Annotated in this window: 17 protein-coding genes; 15 read left to right on the top strand and 2 right to left on the bottom strand. The window is 61.7% G+C overall.

The window, feature by feature from the left end; all coding sequences use genetic code 11:
* The first annotated feature begins 138 nt into the window (after positions 1–138).
* The 15 genes from SSARUM_RS14580 to SSARUM_RS14650 all read left to right on the top strand — a co-directional run bounded on the left by SSARUM_RS14580 (position 139) and on the right by SSARUM_RS14650 (position 16,803).
* Positions 139–621 (top strand): Hcp family type VI secretion system effector, encoded by a 483-nt coding sequence (locus tag SSARUM_RS14580; RefSeq protein WP_004961372.1) that lies wholly within the window; start codon positions 139–141, stop codon positions 619–621.
* A gap of 48 nt (positions 622–669) precedes the next feature.
* The gene (locus tag SSARUM_RS14585) at positions 670–1,173 is read left to right on the top strand and encodes a type VI secretion system amidase effector protein Tae4 (protein ID WP_071883819.1); all 504 of its coding nucleotides are present in this window, start codon (positions 670–672) and stop codon (positions 1,171–1,173) included.
* The gene (locus tag SSARUM_RS14590) at positions 1,170–1,628 is read left to right on the top strand and encodes a T6SS amidase immunity protein Tai4 family protein (RefSeq protein ID WP_033653617.1); all 459 of its coding nucleotides are present in this window, start codon (positions 1,170–1,172) and stop codon (positions 1,626–1,628) included. The genes SSARUM_RS14585 and SSARUM_RS14590 overlap by 4 nt, the downstream gene beginning before the upstream one ends.
* 18 nt (positions 1,629–1,646) lie before the next feature.
* On the top strand, positions 1,647–1,994 hold the full coding sequence (locus SSARUM_RS14595) for a T6SS amidase immunity protein Tai4 family protein (RefSeq protein ID WP_196239299.1): 348 nt from the start codon (positions 1,647–1,649) through the stop codon (positions 1,992–1,994).
* 69 nt (positions 1,995–2,063) lie between these two features.
* Positions 2,064–2,402, top strand: coding sequence for a T6SS amidase immunity protein Tai4 family protein (locus tag SSARUM_RS14600; protein ID WP_223181965.1), 339 nt, complete (start codon positions 2,064–2,066; stop codon positions 2,400–2,402).
* 233 nt (positions 2,403–2,635) lie between these two features.
* Complete coding sequence (tagH, locus tag SSARUM_RS14605; RefSeq protein WP_033647811.1) at positions 2,636–4,366, top strand: type VI secretion system-associated FHA domain protein TagH; 1,731 nt, start codon at positions 2,636–2,638, stop codon at positions 4,364–4,366.
* Complete coding sequence (locus tag SSARUM_RS14610) at positions 4,366–5,139, top strand: PP2C family protein-serine/threonine phosphatase (RefSeq protein WP_015378289.1); 774 nt, start codon at positions 4,366–4,368, stop codon at positions 5,137–5,139. Before tagH ends, SSARUM_RS14610 begins: the two co-directional genes overlap by 1 nt.
* A gap of 28 nt (positions 5,140–5,167) precedes the next feature.
* A complete protein-coding gene (locus SSARUM_RS14615) occupies positions 5,168–6,154 on the top strand; it encodes a hypothetical protein (protein ID WP_033635030.1) in 987 nt (328 codons plus the stop codon).
* A gap of 15 nt (positions 6,155–6,169) precedes the next feature.
* The gene (locus tag SSARUM_RS14620) at positions 6,170–6,991 is read left to right on the top strand and encodes a type VI secretion system accessory protein TagJ (protein ID WP_265093611.1); all 822 of its coding nucleotides are present in this window, start codon (positions 6,170–6,172) and stop codon (positions 6,989–6,991) included.
* A gap of 2 nt (positions 6,992–6,993) precedes the next feature.
* On the top strand, positions 6,994–7,569 hold the full coding sequence (locus tag SSARUM_RS14625; RefSeq protein WP_033635032.1) for a type VI secretion system baseplate subunit TssE: 576 nt from the start codon (positions 6,994–6,996) through the stop codon (positions 7,567–7,569).
* A gap of 4 nt (positions 7,570–7,573) precedes the next feature.
* Complete coding sequence (tssF, locus tag SSARUM_RS14630; RefSeq protein ID WP_033647812.1) at positions 7,574–9,460, top strand: type VI secretion system baseplate subunit TssF; 1,887 nt, start codon at positions 7,574–7,576, stop codon at positions 9,458–9,460.
* Entirely contained in the window at positions 9,457–10,527 is a 1,071-nt protein-coding gene (tssG, locus tag SSARUM_RS14635) for a type VI secretion system baseplate subunit TssG (protein WP_033647813.1), read from the top strand. The genes tssF and tssG overlap by 4 nt, the downstream gene beginning before the upstream one ends.
* A 56-nt stretch (positions 10,528–10,583) precedes the next feature.
* Positions 10,584–13,238, top strand: a complete 2,655-nt coding sequence (gene tssH, locus SSARUM_RS14640) for a type VI secretion system ATPase TssH (protein WP_033647814.1) — start codon at positions 10,584–10,586, stop codon at positions 13,236–13,238.
* Positions 13,239–13,287: 49 nt separating this feature from the next.
* Entirely contained in the window at positions 13,288–14,733 is a 1,446-nt protein-coding gene (locus SSARUM_RS14645; protein ID WP_033647815.1) for a serine/threonine protein kinase, read from the top strand.
* A gap of 141 nt (positions 14,734–14,874) precedes the next feature.
* Entirely contained in the window at positions 14,875–16,803 is a 1,929-nt protein-coding gene (locus SSARUM_RS14650) for a type VI secretion system Vgr family protein (protein WP_033647816.1), read from the top strand.
* 191 nt (positions 16,804–16,994) lie between these two features.
* Here SSARUM_RS14650 and sbmC read toward each other — a convergent pair whose 3' ends face one another.
* A complete protein-coding gene (sbmC, locus tag SSARUM_RS14655) occupies positions 16,995–17,462 on the bottom strand; it encodes a DNA gyrase inhibitor SbmC (protein WP_033647817.1) in 468 nt (155 codons plus the stop codon).
* Between the two features lie 21 nt (positions 17,463–17,483).
* On the bottom strand, positions 17,484–18,326 hold the full coding sequence (gene kynA / locus SSARUM_RS14660) for a tryptophan 2,3-dioxygenase (RefSeq protein ID WP_033635042.1): 843 nt from the start codon (positions 18,324–18,326) through the stop codon (positions 17,484–17,486).
* Positions 18,327–18,359: the final 33 nt, after the last annotated feature.

An 18,359-nucleotide genomic window follows, 5' to 3' on the forward strand; every position in this document is an offset into this window, starting at 1 on the left:
CGGTATTTAATAAGGTGCATGGCACAAGGATATAAATTGGTAATGCATTACCACACTTGCAATTCCTGCTGCTATTACCTGAGTTTTTCAACGTAACGTTAATACTACTGTTAACCCTTAATAAAGAGTGAAGAAACTATGGCTATTGATATGTTCCTGAAAGTTGAAGGTGCCAGCGGCGAATCTAAAGATTCGAATCACAAAGGCTGGACCGACATTACTTCTTTCTCCTGGGGCGCTTCTCAACCGGGCAATATGGGCGTTGGCGGCGGCGGTGGCGCCGGTAAAGTGTGCTTCAACGATCTGCACGTTAACGCGCTGGTCGACAAGTCAACCCCGGCGCTGCTGAAGCATTGCTCCAGCGGTAAGCACCTGACCAAGGTTGAGTTGTCTGTCTGCAAGGCGGGCGGTACTCAGGTTGAGTACGTTAAAATCACCCTGGACGACGTGCTGGTCACCGCCGTGCAGTACACCGGCGCAGGCGGCGAAGACACCGTGGGCGTCACCTACTCCTTCCAGGCGGCGAAAGTGAAACAGCAATACTGGGAGCAGAGCGACAAAGGCGGCAAAGGCGCCGAAAGCAGCGCAGGTTGGAACATCAAGGAAAACCGCGAAGCTTAATTTGTATGCCCCCCGGTTACGGCCGGGGGTCTAATATAGGAAATAACAATGAATAATAACCGCCCCATTTTTTCAGCCGCATGGGCTGCAAGCACTAAAATATATAACGCGCAATATTCAGCTCAGAATGTTGCCGAGATTATCGGTGGGCGTGTAGCCATGAATATTGCGCCTAATGGAAAGTGGGAAAACACCTGCGCTGTACGCATGAGCTACATCTTGAATAAATCTGGCTTTCCCATTCCTTATGTAAAAGATCAGACCGTATCAGGTGCCGATCGTCAATGGTATTTTTTTAGAGTTAAAGATCTTATCGCTTATTTGACAAAGATCTGGGGCAAACCCGACCTTCGAGTCAAGTTCCCTCCTCCAGGTGGTGGTGAATTAGCAGGAAAGAAGGGGATCATATTGTTTGAAATTGCAGGTTGGAGCGATGCCGGAGGGCATGCTACGCTCTGGAATGGGAACGGCGATTGTTATGATCATTGTTATTTCAATGAACCAGAAGCTCGCTATACAACAAATTACGCTAACTTTTGGGTATTAAGATGAAAAAAATCCTTATCTCCTTTTTTTGTCTATATGCCACTTGTGCTATAGCACAGAAAAATCAAGAAGAACCTATTGAAAAGTGGCCACCGCAGGCAGCATACAGAAACTATTTGCAAAACTATAAAGATATCGCTCTAACCTACTGCATTTCAGTCGCTTATAAGACATCACCAGAAGCCAGCAAAGATGCAATTGCCTCATCGAATGGAATCGATGCGTGGTCATACTATGCAATTCGTGATGAAGAATCCCCTATCATTGCGCTGACAAAGCAGTACTTGCAAAAGAATTACAATGCTAAGGATGGGAAAAGCCGCTTAGACTTAATGAAGTGCATGGATATGTACCATAGTAAAGATCTTGACAAACTTGCGAAAGACTATGTACAGCGCCCTAATGATAATTGGGTGAAAGACAATCCGGATAGAATAAATGAAAATCCTCCTCGGAAATAATCAGTGAAAAGAATCTTACTGACTGTGGCCATCGCCGCAACGTTGAACGCTAATGCAGCGACAAAAATTGACTACTCCCCTGCCGAGTACCTCAAAAACTACGCGCTTAGCGTTTGTATCGCCGAGGGGTACTCAGCAAAAGAAGTCAAAAACGATGCCGCCGCCGCTGCTCGGGGTTACACGGAATTCGGCGATTATTCTCTGGAAGCGCATACCGCTGTCAGGGCGCTGGCAAAAGAATTTCTGGCAAAGCCCTATGACAGCATGTCTGGGGAGCCGATGACGATGGCAAAGTGCATCGACCTTGTACACAGCCAAGCGTTGCAAGCCATCATCAAGAAATACCAAGGGAAAGACGACAACTGATATCAGAGTTGCTCAAACGACGGCTCATATCAAAGGTTATCTCGGATGAGAAGATACACGTACTTTTTAATGTCTCTGCTGCTCGGAAGCCATGTAGTCCTTGCTGAAAACTCGCTTAATGCTTTATCGCAAGAGGCACTATATAAAAATTGGTTAACCAGCCGCTGCATTGGGAAATCCACTGACTCAGAAAGAACCAAACAAGACGCCTTCCGTTCCGCTTCCGCCTATTTAGAATTGAGTAAACTGCCGATGGATGCATTTGAACAAGGTGAAAAACTGGCTGAACAGTACGCAAATAAAAATAGCCAAGGCTCAGTTCAAGGGACTTACCATACTTTAGATTGTCTTTCACTGCAGAGCGCCAGTGAAGCTAACGTCATCTTTTCTCGCTACTCTAATCAGTAAATTAGTTATAAGAGGGTAGTTACCTTGGGATAATCAAGAAATCTAATTTCAATTCTCTAATCAACAAGCCTTCAATTAATAACAAAAGCATTTCGTAAAATTAAGACCACAACAAGCCTTAGTGAACGAGTTAAGAAACAACTTAACGGCTTGCCAAAATACCCGCCAATTTTGGCAAGCCACAGATCGAATCATTAATTATTGCACTACCTCCTAATCAGCAGGAATGCCTTATGCGATTTTCCATTGTAAAAAATAAAAGCGGCCAGGTTCCGCCGCAGAGCAGTTGCGATTTTCTGCCGCCGGGCGGCACCATCGGCCGCAGCGTGGACAACAACCTGGTGCTGCCGGACGAAGAGCGCGCCATTTCCCGTCTGCAGGCGATCGTGCATATTTCCGCTGACGGCGAATGCCGCATCACTAACCGCGGCAACGTTACCCGCGTGCTGCTGAACGACATTCCGCTGGAACGTGGCCGCCAGGTTGAACTGCAGGACGGCGACGTGCTCGGCATCGACGATTACCAGATTGAAGTCAGCGCGCTGCAACAGCACGCCGCGCCACAGGCTCAACCGGTGGCCAAGGCCGCCGCCGTTGCCGCTGTTACGGCCCCTGCAGCCGCCGCCAAAGAAAAATCCGCCGCGCCAATCCCCAACGAAATCTGGGACAGCCTGGTGGAAGAATTCACGCCGAATGCGCCGGCCGCCGCCACAGTCACACCGCCGCAGGTCGCCAATCCAGGCAGCCACCCGCTGCTGGATACCCCCGCTCGCGAGCTGAACCCAGCCGATCCGCTGGCTCAGCTGGCGGGCGATGTCGATCTGCGCCAGCTGCAGCAGCAGCAAACCGATCCGGCAGCGCTGTTCAACACCGACACCACCTTTGAGCGCGAACACATCCTGGCCGATACCACCCCCAGCGCGCTGCTGGCGGAGCAGGCTGCGCCGCCGCGCCCGGCGACTCCCACCCAAAAAACGCAGCAACCGGAGCAAGAGCTGGATCCGCTGGCGCTGTTCGGCGGTTCATCCGCGCCCGCTTCGCCAGAAGCGTTGAACAGCAACGATCCGCTGGGCCTGCTGATGGGCGGCGCCGTGCCGCTGGCCCAGCCGGAAGAACCGGTACAGCCGCCCGCGCCGCCGATCGCCGCACAACCGCAAGCGCCGCGCCCACAGCCGACGCCACCGCCCGTGCAAATCCCCGAGCCGCAGCCCCAACCCGCGCCGCAGTTCAGCCAGCAGGAACCACCCGTGCAGCCGCCGCGCCCGCGCCAGGGCAACCGCCTGGGCATCGATCCGGTCGCCTACCAGTCCGCCCAGCGGCAACATGCCGCCGCGCCGAATGGCGACACATTGGAAGGGCCGTTGCTGGCGGCGCTGTTGCAAGGCATCGGCCTCGACGATCTGCAGCCGCAGCCGCACTTCGACGAACAACAGATCCGCCAGGCCGGACGCCTGCTGAGCCTGTTCTCGCAAGGCACCGTCGCCCTGCTGTCATCCCGCTCTATCCTCAAGCGCGGCGTGAAGGCCGAAATGACCATGATCCTCGACGAGGCCAACAACCCGTTCAAGCTGCTGCCTTCGGGCAAAACGGTGCTGATGCAGATGTTCGGCAGCCAGATGCCGGGCTTTATGCCGCCGGAGCAGGCGGTGCGCGACGCGCTGATCGACCTGCAGGCGCACCAGCTGGGGATGATCGCCGGTATTCGCGCCATCATCGCCGCCATGCTGCAGTCGTTCAACCCGGAGCGTCTCGAAGAGGAAGCGCGCAAGGAAGGCGTGGCGCCGCGCCTGTCGCTGCCCGCCAACCGCAAGGCTGCGCTGTGGGACTACTTCGTGAAGAACTATCAGCAAACCTCCGGCGAGATCGAGGACGATTTCCACACCCTGTTCGGCGAAGCCTTCCTGCACGCCTATGACGTTGAAGTGAATCAATACAAAGACTCACAGACCAAACCGGACGCGTAATGAATATCACCATAGCCTCTACCTCCAACCAGGGCGGCCGCGCCTCCAACCAGGATCAGACCGGCGAGGTGCTCGGCAACCGCGCCGCCTGCTTCGTGGTGTGCGACGGCATCGCCGGCTTTCCGGGCGGCGATATCGCCGCCAAACTGGCGCGCGACACCATTTTGCAAAACTTCGACGGCGAAAAGCACCTGAACGCCCAGAGCATTCGCCAGCACATCACGCGCGCCAACGCCGCTATCCACCAGCAGCAGCGGCAGTCGGATGAATACAGCAAGATGGGCACCACGCTGGTCAGCCTGTTTATCGATCGCGATTATCAGCTGGCCTACTGGGCGCACGCTGGCGACAGCCGCCTGTATCTGTTCCGCCGCGGCTACCTGCATGCCGTCACCACCGACCACAGCCTGATCCAACAGATGCAGGACGCCGGTTATCAGACCAACGGCATCAACAGCAACCTGCTGTATTTCGCGCTGGGGCTCAATGAAGAGCGCGACGCCACCTACAGCGACGTGCTGCAGCTGGAAGACGGCGACGTTTTCCTGCTGTGCACCGACGGCTTCTGGCACAGCTTCAGCCAGGCCGAACTGGAACAGTCGCTGCACATGGTCAACTCCCCCAGCGAGTGGATCGCTCTGATGCAGCAGGCATGGAAGAAAAACAATAACAGCGATAACTACAGCGCTATCGCCGTCTGGATTGGCTCACCGCAGGAAACCACCCTGCTGCATTCGCTGGCGGATGCGGAGCGGTTTCTGAGCCGCGACTGAGCAGCGCACATTCACAGCAAGGTTCACTATGAAATATTGGATGCCGGGGCTCGTCGCCCTGATGGCGGTGCCGACCGCGCAGGCGATGAACTATCGCCTGGTTTACTCCCCCAGCCAGAAGCTGGAAGTGTTTATCGATGACGTCAAAAACAGCAATCCGGCAAGCTGGTGCGGCAAAAGCATCCCGCTGCGCATCGTCTCGGCGCAAAGCCAGGATCCGGCGGTGCTGAACGACTTCCTGCCGCGCGTCGGCAATCTGCTGGAAAAGCAGTGCCCGAAAACCGGCCACCTGCCCTGGACGCTGACCGACAAGCGCGGTGAGAAGCTGGCCAGCGGCGAGGCCGCCAAAGCGCGCGGCTGGAAACCGGTGGTCAAACAGGAGGCCGTCGAGCAGCCGCAGATCCCGCCGCAGCCGGCGATCCCTGCGGCGGTAGCCGTGACCTCTCCGCAAGCGGACACCGCGCCGGCTCAGCGTTTCAGCCTGCCGCAGGGCTGCCACTTCCGCACCTTCTGGCGTGACGAAGCCAACGGCGGCGCGCTGTTCATTCCCGCCGGCGACGCGCTGCGCTGCGGCGAGGACGGCTGGCTGCAGGGCAGCGGCGCGGTCACGCTGCAACAGGGCGGCCAAACCCTCTCGCCGACGCTGTGGTTCCTGCAAGGCTATCCGCTGGCGCAGATCAACGGCGGCGATCGCGCGCTGACCGTCGTCAGCGCCAACGCCCAGCGGCTGGTTCTGGGCGGCAACCCGCAGGCACCGGGCAGCTTCCTGCTGCTGAGCTTCGAACCGAAGCTGCACGCGTGGGCGTTCAACGGCGAAGCGATCGTTGAAATGCCGCGCGTCGACGCCGCAGACGAGAACAAGATCAAACAGCGCCTGCAGCAGGCGCAAACCGCCTGGCAACCGCTGCTGAGCGCCCCCGCTCCGCTGACCTTCAAGCTGGTGGAAAAGCTGGCCGCAGACCGGGTCGATCCCGCTAGCGGCAGCTACCTGTCGGTTAACGGCGCCACTCACTGATTATAAGGAAAGCCTGTGAAATCATTAGCAAGCATGCTGCAAGGTCAGTCGATCGGCGCGGCCATCACCGCCGTCGAAAACGATATCAAGGCGAAACCGGCGGATGCCGACCTGCGCGCCGCGCTGGTGCAACTGCTGTGCCTGAGCGGCAACTGGACGCGCGCCAACGCGCAGCTGAAATCCTGGCAGGCGTTGAAACCGATCGCTCAACCGACCACGCTGCTGCTGATGCAGTCGGTCAACGCCGAGCTGCAACGCCAGGCGGTGTTTGCCGGCACGGCCGCGCCGGCGCTGCTGCGGCAGGATCAGCCCTGGCTGAAACTGATGGTGCAGGCGCTGCATCAGGATGCGCAAGGGGCGGCCGAACAGGCCCAGGCGTTGCGCGATGAAGCGCTGGAGGCCGCCCCGGCCGGCGCCGGGCGGTTAACGCTGGCCGAAGGCGACCAAGAACGGCAACTGCGTTTCGACTGGCTGACCGACGGTGACGGCCGCCTCGGCCCGGTATGCGAGCTGGCGCTGAACGGCGTTTACTACTGGCTGCCGTTCGCCGACATCGCCGCGATCCAGTTCCAGGCGCCGCAGAGCGCCATCGATCTGGTGTGGAGCCATGCGCTGGTGCGCCTGACCGACGGCCGCGAACAGGTGTGCCAACTGCCCGCCCGCTACCCGCTGGCCGAAGACAGCGACGACGCGCTGCTGCTGGGCAAACGCACCGAATGGCAACCGCTGGGCGACGGCACCCACTATGCGGGGCTGGGCTTGAAGACCTGGCTCAGCGAAAGCGACGAATTCCCGCTGCACAGCCTGCGGCAGCTGAGCTTCGACGCGAGCGCCTGACCATGAACGACAAGCGCCCCCCCCACTACGACGGCGGCGATCTGCACCGCCAGGGCTATCGCTATCGTCAGGACAGCGAACGCCTGACGTCACGCGACAAAATGCAGCCGGTGCTGCTCGACATGCTGACCGACGACGAGCCGCAGAAAAAACAGGAGACGCAGGTGCGCAACCTGGTGTCGCACAGCGAACTGCGCCGCCGGGTGCTGCGCGATCTGCAGTGGCTGTTCAACTGCGTCAACAGCGAATCCAATCTGGATCTCGGCGATTTTCCTCAGGTGCGGCGCTCCACCCTGAATTACGGCATCGCCTCACTGGCGGGCAAGCGCATGTCGGACATCGAATGGCTCGACATTCAGCGCGCGCTGACCGAGTCCATTCTCCATTTCGAGCCGCGCATTTTGCCCGAAGGGTTGCAAGTGCGCTGCATCTCGGACACCGGCTCGCTGGAGCTGCACAACGTGTTGTCGATCGAAATCAAGGGCCGCCTGTGGTGCGTGCCCTATCCGCTGGAGTTTCTGTTCCGTACCGACGTGGATCTGGAAAACGGCCACTTCGATCTGAAAGACATAGGGTAAGGCGATGGACAGTAAACTTTTAGATTATTACAACCGCGAGCTGGCCTATCTGCGCGAGATGGGCGCCGAGTTCGCCGAACAGTACCCGAAGGTCGCGGGCCGTCTTGGCATGCGCGGCATCGACGTGGCGGATCCTTATATCGAGCGCCTGATGGAGGGCTTCGCCTTCCTCACCTCGCGCGTGCAGCTGAAAATGGACGCCGAGTTCCCGCGCTTTTCTCAGCGCTTGCTGGAGATCATCTACCCCAATTACCTGTCGCCGACGCCGTCGATGGCGATCGCCGAGCTGCAGCCGGACAGCAGCAAAGGTGACATCAGCAACGGCTTCGTGGTGCCGCGCGGCACCATGATGGACAGCCAGACGCTGAAGAAAAGCGGCATCACCTGCAGCTACGCCACCGCCCATGACGTCACGCTGCAGCCGGTGCGCATCGCCGCCGTCGAGCTGGGCGGCATTCCGGCCGATATCCCGTTGGCCTCGCTGGGGCTGCAGCACAGCGGCTGCGTCAGCGCGCTGCGCATTCGTCTCGAGTGCTACGAAAGCGTGACGCTCAACAACCTGCAACTGGATCAGCTGATGTTTTACCTGGCCGGGCCGGACATGCAGGCGCAGCAGCTGCTGGAACTGCTGATGCAACACAGCGTCGGGCTTGTCTGCCAAACGGTGGAGGCGCAGCCGCAGCGGCGGGCGCTGGCGCTGGACGGGCTGCGGCAGGAGGGCTTCGCCGCCGAACAGGCGCTGCTGCCCAACGACCTGCGCAACTTCGAAGGCTACCGGCTGCTGCAGGAGTACTTCGCCTTCCCGGCGCGCTTCCAGTTCTTCAGCGTCAACGGCCTGCGTCCGCTGCTGCAGAGCGTGCGCGAAGGGAAAAAGGCGCTGCGCCAGTTCGAGATCGTGGTGCTGCTGGATCGGCACGACGCCGCGCTGGAGCGGGTGGTCGACGCCGCCCATTTGGCGCTGCACTGCACGCCGGTGATCAACCTGTTTCCGAAGGTCGCCGAACGCATCGCGATCAACGAAAAAAACCACGAATACCATCTGGTGGTCGACAATATCCGGCCGCTGGATTACGAAGTGTTCTCGGTGCAGCGGCTCGGCGGCAGCGCCAGCGAAAAACGCTACGAGCAAGAGTTTCGGCCGTTTTACAGCACCCTGAGCGCGGACGACGGCAACTATGGCGCCTACTTCTCGCTGCGGCGCGAACAGCGCACGCTGTCGGAGCACGCCCGCCGCTACGGCACCCGCACCGGCTATGCCGGTTCGGAAGTGTTCGTGTCACTGGTGGACGAGCGGCAATCGCCGTGGCACAGCGATCTGAAATACCTCACCGCCGACGTGCTGTGCACCAGCCGCGACCTGCCGTTGATGTTGCTGCAACAGGATCAGGGCAACTTCGTGATGCCCGATTCGATCCCGATCAAGCAGGTCTCGCTGCGCAAAGGCCCCACCCCGCCGCGCCCGGCGCTGGCCGAAGGCATGATCACCTGGCGGCTGATCAGCCAGCTGCAGCTGAACTACCTCAGCATGATGGACGGCGATCCGGAACAGGGCGCCGCCAGCCTGCGCCAGCTGCTGGGGCTGTACGGCAACCTGAGCGAGCCGGCGATCGCCAAACAGATCCAGGGCGTGCGCCACTGCAACCTGCGGCCGGTCTATCGGCGAGTGCCGGAGCCGGGCCCCATCGTGTTCGCGCGCGGCATCGCCATCGATCTGACGGTCGATGAGCAGGCGTTCTCCGGCAACAGCCCTTATCTACTCGGCAGCGTGCTGGAGCGCCTGTTCTCACGCCTGGTGGCGATGAACACCTTCACCGAGATGACGCTCTCCAGCCAGCAGCGCGGCGAAATCGCCCACTGGCAGGCGCGCATGGGCAAAAGGACGCTGATATGAGCGCGGAGATGATTGCCACCGAACTGGCGCCGCCGCAGATTAACGCGCTGTATCGCCTGCCGGACGACTTCTGGCCGCGGCTGCGCAGCGCGCCTTACAAGCACGATCTGTTTCAGCTGCTGCGCCGCATCGACGCCCAGGGCGGCCAGCCTTACCTACTGGGGCGCGCGCCGCTGCCGCGCCATGAGATGCTGCGTCTGGGCCAGGAGCCGTCGCTGTCGTTCGCGCCCTCCACGCTGGCGCAGGTGGCGCCGCGCGCCAACAGCCCGCTGCACGACGTCTCGATCTTCAGCTTCGGTCTGTTCGGCCCCAACGGGCCGCTGCCGCTGCACCTGACCGAATACGTGCGCGAACGGGTGTACCACCACCAGGACACCACCCTGCTGGCGTTCACCAACCTGTTCCATCACCGGCTGACGCTGCTGTTTTACCGCGCCTGGGCCGACGCGCAGCCGACGGTGTCGCTGGATCGCCCGGACAACCGGCGCTTCGACGAATACCTGTCGAGCCTGATCGGCATCGGCCAGCCGGCGCAGCAGGAACGCGACAGCATCAACGCCCACGCCAAACATTTTATGGCCGGTCATCTGATTCGCCACAGCCGCGATCCGGAAGGCCTGAGCAAGATTTTGCAGCAGTATTTCAAGGTGCCGGTGCGCATCGTCGAAAACGTGCCGCACTGGCTGCGGGTGGAACCGCGCGAGCAAGCTCGCCTCAAGGCTGGGCGCGGCGCGCCGCGGCTCGGCGAGTCGGCCTTTCTCGGCATCGCGGTGCGCGATATTCAGCACAAATTCCGCATCGAGCTGGGGCCGATGCCGCAGCAAGACTATGACCGCTTCCTGCCCGGCGCCGACCTGTGCCGGCAGCTGCGCGACTGGGTGCGCCAATATCTGGGCATCGAGTTCGTCTGGGAAGTGCGCCTGATCCTGGCGAAGGAACAGGCGCACGGCATCCAGCTCGGCGGCGCGCAGCGACTGGGCCTGAGCAGCTGGCTGGCCGACGATCGGCGGCAACGCGATCTCGACGATCTGATCTTCAGCCCTGAACCGCTGGAAAATCCGTTCTGACCCTATTTCGGCCGGCGCCCTGCGGCGCCAGGCCACTCTGAGACCTGAGGAAAACCATGTCTGAAATCAGCCGCTCGGTATTATTTGGCAAACTGGATAGCCTGTTATTCACCTCTCTGGAAAGTGCGACGGCGTTTTGCAAGCTGCGCGGTAACCCCTACGTCGAACTGGCGCACTGGCTGCATCAGCTGATGCAATCGCCGGACGGCGATCTGCAGCAGATCGTCCGCCACTTCGCGCTGGACGAGGCGCAGCTGGCGCGCGATATCGTCGAGGCGCTCGATCGCCTGCCCCGCGGCGCCAGCGCCATTTCCGATCTGTCCGAGCACATCGACAGCGCGGTAGAACGCGCCTGGGTCTATGGCTCATTGAAATTCGGCGCGGCGCGCATCCGCGGCGGCCACCTGCTGCTCGGCATCCTGAAAACCTACAGCCTGCGCCATCTGCTGAAGGCCATTTCCCCGCAGTTCGAGCGCATCAACGCCGATCTGTTGATGGAGCAGTTCGCCGCCATCACCGCTCACTCGGCGGAAAACGCCCAGGATGCGCCGGCGGAAAGCAGCGCCGAGAACGTATCCGGCGCGGCGCGCAGCGGTGAAAGCGTGCTGGCGCAGTATGCCCAGGATCTGACCGCCAGAGCGCGCAACGGCGAGATCGACCCGGTGGCCGGCCGCGATGAGGAGATCCGGCAAATCATCGATATCCTGATGCGCCGCCGCCAGAACAACCCGCTGCTGACCGGCGAGGCCGGCGTCGGGAAAACCGCGGTGGTGGAAGGCCTGGCGCTGCGCATCGTGGCCGGCGACGTGCCGCCGCAGCTGCGCGACGTGAAACTGTGCCTGCTGGACATCGGCATGCTGCAGGCCGGCGCCGGCGTCAAAGGCGAGTTTGAAAAACGGCTGCAGGCGGTGATCGACGAAGTGCAGTCCAGCCCGACGCCGATCATCCTGTTTATCGACGAAATTCACACCCTGATCGGCGCCGGCGGCGCCCAGGGTACCGGCGACGCCGCCAACCTGCTGAAACCGGCGCTGGCGCGCGGCCAACTGCGCACCCTCGGCGCCACCACCTGGTCGGAATACAAGAAATACATCGAGAAGGATCCGGCGCTCACCCGCCGTTTCCAGGTGGTGCAGGTGCATGAACCGAGCGAAGACAAAGCGCTGCTGATGCTGCGCAGCACCGTCAGCCCGCTGGAGCAACACCACCGCGTGCTGCTGCTGGATGAAGCGGTGGACGCCGCGGTGCGGCTGTCCCATCGCTATATTCCTGCCCGCCAGTTGCCGGACAAGGCGGTGGCGCTGCTGGATACCGCCTGTGCGCGCGTGGCGGTCAGCCAACATGCCGAGCCTGCTCAGGTCGAAGACTGCCGCCACCGCATCGATGCGCTGCAGATAGAGTTGGATATCGCCCGCCGCGAGGCCAAGGTCGGCATCGGCGATCCCCTGCGCCCGCAGGAGATTGAAGCCCAGCTGACCGCGCTGCGCCAGGAATTGGAACAGCTGACCGACCGCTGGCAGCAGGAGCTGGCGCTGATCCAAGAGATCATCACACTGCGCGCACAGCTGCACCAACAGGAAGCGGAGCCTGCCGACGAAGAGACGCAGGCTGGCCCTGACGCCGACGCGCTGCGTGCCCAGTTGGGCGAACTGCAGCAGCAGTTGAGCGCGCTGCAGGGCGAAGCGCCGCTGATCTTCGCCGCCGTCGACGCCAACATCGTGGCGGCGGTAGTGGCCGACTGGACCGGCATCCCGCTGGGCCGCATGGTGAAAAACGAGATTGAGGCGGTGCTGCAACTCTCCGACACCCTGAACCAGCGCGTGATCGGCCAACGCCATGCGCTGGATCTGATCGCCCGCCGGGTGCGCACTTCGCGGGCGCGGCTGGACGATCCGAACAAGCCGGTCGGGGTGTTCCTGCTGGCCGGGCCGTCCGGCGTCGGCAAGACCGAAACCGCGCTGGCGCTGGCGGAAACCCTGTACGGCGGCGAGCAGAACGTCATCACCATCAACATGAGCGAATTCCAGGAGTCGCACACCGTTTCGACGCTGAAAGGCGCGCCCCCGGGCTATGTCGGCTACGGCGAAGGCGGCGTGCTGACCGAGGCGGTGCGCCGCCGTCCTTACAGCGTGGTGCTGCTGGACGAAATCGAGAAGGCGCACCCGGACGTGCATGAAATCTTCTTCCAGGTGTTCGACAAGGGCTGGATGGAGGACGGCGAAGGCCGCCATATCGATTTCCGCAACACCATCATCATCCTGACCTCCAACGTCGGCACCGATCTGATCGCCGGACTGTGCAGCGATCCGGAGCTGCTGCCGGAGCCGGAAGCGCTGAGCGGCGCGCTGCGCCAGCCGCTGCTGTCAGTGTTCCCGGCCGCCTTGCTCGGCCGCCTGCTGGTGGTGCCGTATTACCCGCTGACCGACGCTACGCTGGGCAACATCGTGCGCCTGCAGCTGGGCCGCATCCAGCGTCGCCTGGCGGAGAATCACGACATCGTCTGCACCTTCGACGACGCGGTCATCGAGCAGATCGTCAGCCGCTGCACCGAGGTGGAGTCCGGCGGCCGCATGGTCGACGCCATCCTGACCAACACTCTGCTGCCGCAGATCAGCCACACCCTGCTGACCGGCAGCGCCAACGACCAGCGCTATCGCCAGCTGCATATCGCGCTGCAGAACAACGAATTCATTTGTCAATTTCAGGCATAACGCCACGGCCGCCGAGGCGGCGGCCCTTTGAACACAGAGAGTCATCACTATGTCGGGAACCGGGATAACCAAACCGAATTCGAACAGCCTGCCGAGCGGCTATCGATTCAACGAATTCGAGATCCAGGAAGCGATCGGCGAAGGCGGCTTCGGTATCGTCTACCGCGCCTACGATCACCAACTGGAACGCACCATCGCCATCAAGGAGTACATGCCGACCTCGCTGGCGAAACGCAACGACGATCTCAGCATCGGGCTGCGCGGCGAGCGCTTCGGCAAAACCTTCCAGGCCGGGCTGAACAGCTTTATTCAGGAGGCGCGCCTGCTGGCCCGCTTCTCGCACCCCGGCCTGCTGCACGTACTGCGCTTCTGGGAAGAGAACGGCACCGCCTACATGGGCACCCAGTTCTACAGCGGCACCACGCTGAAGAACCTGCAGGCGCAGCAGCCGGAGAAAATCGACGAGGCGTGGATCCGGCGACTGCTGCCGCCGCTGTTCAGCGCCATCAACACCATCCATCAGGAAGGTTACCTGCACCGCGACATCTCGCTGGATAACATCCAAATCCAGGAGAGCCAGCTACCGGTGCTGCTGGACTTCGGGTCGGCGCGCAAAGAGATCGGCAACCTGTCGGACGAAACGGAGATCATGCTGAAACCGGGTTTCGCGCCGATCGAGCAGTACACCGAGAACAGCGACGGCGAACAGGGGCCCTGGACCGATATTTATGCACTGGGCGCCGTGCTGCACACGCTGATCGTCGGTTCGCCGCCGCCGGTCAGCGTGGTGCGCAGCATCGAAGACAGCTATCAGCCGCTGGCCGAGCGCCGTCCCGCCGGCTACTCGCCGGAGCTGCTGCGCACCGTCGACCGCGCGCTGGCGCTGAAACCGGAAGACCGCCCGCAGACCATCGATGAAATGGCCGAGCTGTTGCATCTGCCGATCGCCGATGAAAATGAAATCATCAGCACCCCGGCCGCCGCGCCGGAGAACCTGCTGGTGGCCGCCAACCCGGCTGCGGCCGCCGCGGCCGCCGGCGCCGTTACCGCGCGCAGCACCCAATTCTCGCGGCCGATGATGGCCGGCGCCGGCGTCGCGGCGCTGCTGGCGATCGGCGCCGTCGCCTGGCTGAGCGGCGGCGAGGATGATACCCCGGCCGTAGCGCAAAACAGCGAAGCGTCACCGGCGCAGAAAACCCTGACGGAGCAGCCGAGCGCGCCGCAAATCGCGCCATCTGCGCCGGTGGAACCGCAAAAGGCGGCGCCGCCACCGCAGCCGGTGGCACTGGTGTACTTCAAACTGCAGCCGGGCGAGCAGGTCAGCCTCGACGGCAAGCCGCAGCAGGTGACGCCGGGCGAAAACGGCTTCGCCAGCCTGAATCTGGCGCCGGGTCGTTATCAGCTGGAGATCCGCCACAACGATCGGCTCCGCCAGCAGCAACTCAGCATCGACAACGCCGGCACCTGGCTGGTCAATCCGGCCACCGCCGGTTAATCCCGTTCTGCCCCCCGCCGCCGCGGGGGTTCCCTTTTTCATGAGACTGACGCACCACTGCCCACCATCATTGGCCGCGCGGCAAGGCCGCTGCAACGTCGGGGTATGCAGGGCACGACGTCAATCACAGAGGATGTTCTCATGTTGGATCGCATTATTGCGCACACGCCGCTGGGCCAGGAGCAGCTGCTGTTCCGCTCGCTGGACGGTATCGAGGCGCTTTCCACCCCTTTCGACTTCTCTATTGAATTGCTGAGCACCGACGCGCGCCTCGATCGCAAAGCGCTGCTCGGCCAACCGCTGACGCTGGAGATCCCGACTCAGGGCTTTCTCAGCGCCCCGCGCTACCTGAACGGCAAGATCACCGCCATCGCCGTCAGCAGCGAAGAGATCGGCGGCACCCGCTACGCGGTGTATAGCCTGCACGTGCAGCCGGATCTGTGGCCGATGACCAAGGATCGCAACTTCCGCATCTTCCAGGAACAGACGGTGCCGCAGATCGTCAAGACCCTGCTGGCGGAGCACAACGTGCAGCTGGAAGATCAGCTGACCGGCGACTATCGCCTGTGGGGCTACTGCGTGCAGTACAACGAAAGCAGCTTCAACTTCATCAGCCGCCTGATGGAGTTGGAGGGCATCTATTACTATTTCAAACACGAGATGGGCAAACACACGCTGGTGCTCGGGGATGCGCCCCACCACCACCAGCCCTATCCCGGCTACGAGATGATCCCCTATCACCTGACGCCGTCCGGCGGCAGCACCAGCGAGGAAGGCATCAGCCAGTGGACGTTGTCCGATCGCGTCACGCCGGGCATCTACAGCCTGGACGACTACGATTTCCGCAAGCCGAACGCCTGGCTGTTCCAGGCGCGGCAAAACCCGGTCTCGCCGACGCCGGGGCAGATCGATGTCTACGACTGGCCGGGCCGCTACACCGAGCATCAGCAGGGGGAGTTCTACGCCCGCGTACGCCAGGAGGCCTGGCAGGCCGAACATCAGCAGATCCGGGGCACCGCCACCGCGATGGGCATCGCTCCCGGCAGCACCTTTACGCTGTATAACGCCCCGCACGCCGACGACAACCGCGAGTACCTGACGCTGCAGGCCAACTACCATCTGAAAGAGAACCGCTACGCCAGCGGCGACGATCAGAGCAGTGAACACCGTATCGACTTCACCGTGCTGCCGGCGGACGTGCCCTGGCACCCGCCGCAGCAGGCCACCTGGCCGAAAACCCACGGGCCGCAGACCGCCCGGGTGGTCGGCCCGGCCGGCGAATCAATCTGGACCGACAAATACGGCCGCATCAAGGTGAAATTCCACTGGGACCGCTTCGGGCCGAAGGACGACGGCAGCTCCTGCTGGGTGCGCGTCTCCAGCGCCTGGGCCGGCCAGGGCTACGGCGGCGTGCAGATCCCGCGCGTCAACGACGAAGTGGTGGTGGACTTTATCAACGGCGATCCGGATCGGCCGATCGTCACCGGACGCGTTTATAACGAAGCCAGCATGCCGCCGTGGGCGCTGCCGGCCGCCGCCACCCAAATGGGCTTTATGAGCCGTTCCAAGGATGGCACCGCCGACAACGCCAACGCCCTGCGTTTCGAAGACAAGGCCGGCGCCGAACAGGTGTGGATCCAGGCAGAACGCAACATGGACACCCAGGTCAAAAACGATGAGAGCCACAGCATCGCTAACGACCACACCCACCTGGTGGGCGGCAACCAGATCAAACGGGTGGTGCTCAATCAGGCCAGCGGCGTCAAAGGCGAGGCCTCGGCGCTGACCGGCAAAACGCGCAGCGACGCCGTGGTCAACGCCTTTACCCTCGGCTCCGGCGAATCGCTGCGGCTGGAGTGCGGCGAAAGCGTGATCGAGCTGCTGGCGAACGGCCAAATCAACATCACCGGCACCAGCTTCAATATCACGGTGAAAGAGGACGGGGAGATCAATACCGGCGGCCAGCTGGATCTCAACCAGCCCGGCGGCGCCGCACGCACCGCCGCGCCGGGCGGCGGCCATCAGGCGGCGATCCAGAGCGCCGTCGATCAGCTGTTCCCTAAAGAGTAGCCAAGTGGTACGTCGGGAAAGCCGGTTAACGCCGGCTTTCGGGCGGCGGCGCCGGCAAAACCGGCTGCCGCTGTAACCCCTTTTGGCAAGGAGGTGAATGCGCTGGCGGCAAGGTCACCGACGTTTAGCCAAAACAACGGGCTGAAGCTGTCCCGTTCATCGCTTCAGCCTTCCTTATCATCAACGCCCCCTCACCACTTCTTCACCGTCTGGTAAATATCGAGGTCGAAATAGCCGTCGGCTTCGCAGTCGTTGAGATAGTGCTCATAGCTTACCCCCTCAACCGGCTGATAGCCGCTGGCCGGCAACAGCTTCTGGTAGAACTCGCCCCACACCCGCTCGAAGTCGCCATCGCTGATGCGCACGTGGTAGACCGCGTACTGCCCGGCGGGCAGCGTCTGCACGGTAACGCCCTCGCTCTCCGCCGGCAGCGCGAAATCGTCCGCCACGCTCATCACCACGTCGGCGCGCAGCTTTTCCGGCGCCACTTCCGCCGGATCGTCCCAATACAGCACCAGCCATTTGCCGAACGGCACGCCGTGGCGCTGCCGCCATGCCAGCAGTTGCTGCGAGCCCTGTGGGATCGTCTGCGGATACGGCCCCACGACTCTCACCCCCACCACCTTCTCCGCCGCCTTATCGATAATCCTCACGCTCATCGCCCTTCCCCTCACATTGTCTCAGGCGCCGATTTCGGTGCGCACGTCCAGCAGCTCGGGGAAAAAGGTCAGATCCAACGCCTTTTTCAGGAAGCTGACGCCGCTGGAACCGCCGGTGCCCGACTTAAAGCCGATAATCCGCTCCACCGTTTTCATATGGCGGAAGCGCCACAGATGGAAGCTCTCTTCGATATCCACCAGCTTCTCCGCCATTTCATAAGCTTCCCAGTAGGTTTGCGGGTTGTCGTAGATCACTTTGAATGCCGGCAGCAGATCCGGGTTGCGCTGGTAGGGCTGCGTCCAGTCGCGCTCGAGGCACTCCTGCGGGATCGGCAAACCGTGGCGCGCCAGGTACAGCAAGTATTCGTCGTACAGGCTCGGCGCTTCGAGGATCGCCTTCAGCGCGGCGTGTTTTTCCGCGTCGCTGCTGAACACCGCCAGCATCGCCGCATTCTTGTTGCCGAGCAGGAACTCGATCGAGCGATATTGGTGCGACTGGAAGCCAGACGAGCTGCCCAGCACGTCGCGAAACTCGACGTACTCCGACGGCGTCAGCGTTTCCAACACCGCCCACTGTTCGAACAACAGCCGCTGGATCTGTTTGACGCGCGCCAGGATTTTGAAGCAGTGGCTGAGTTTGTCCTGCTGCACCAGCCGCAGCGCCGCCTGCAGCTCGTGCAGCATCAACTTCATCCACAGCTCGGAGGTTTGGTGCTGTATCACGAACAGCATTTCATCATGATGCGGCGGGTTGGAGAGCGGGTGCTGGCAGTCCAGCAGTTGGTCCAGGCACAGGTAGTCGCCGTAGCTCATGCGTTTGGAAAAATCGGTGACAATCGCGCTTTCTAATTCCCGTTTGTTCATCTGTGATCTCCGTTGCGCCCAGCGCCCCATCGG

It is taken from the genome of Serratia sarumanii, assembly GCF_029962605.1.
GTDB lineage: Bacteria > Pseudomonadota > Gammaproteobacteria > Enterobacterales > Enterobacteriaceae > Serratia > Serratia sarumanii.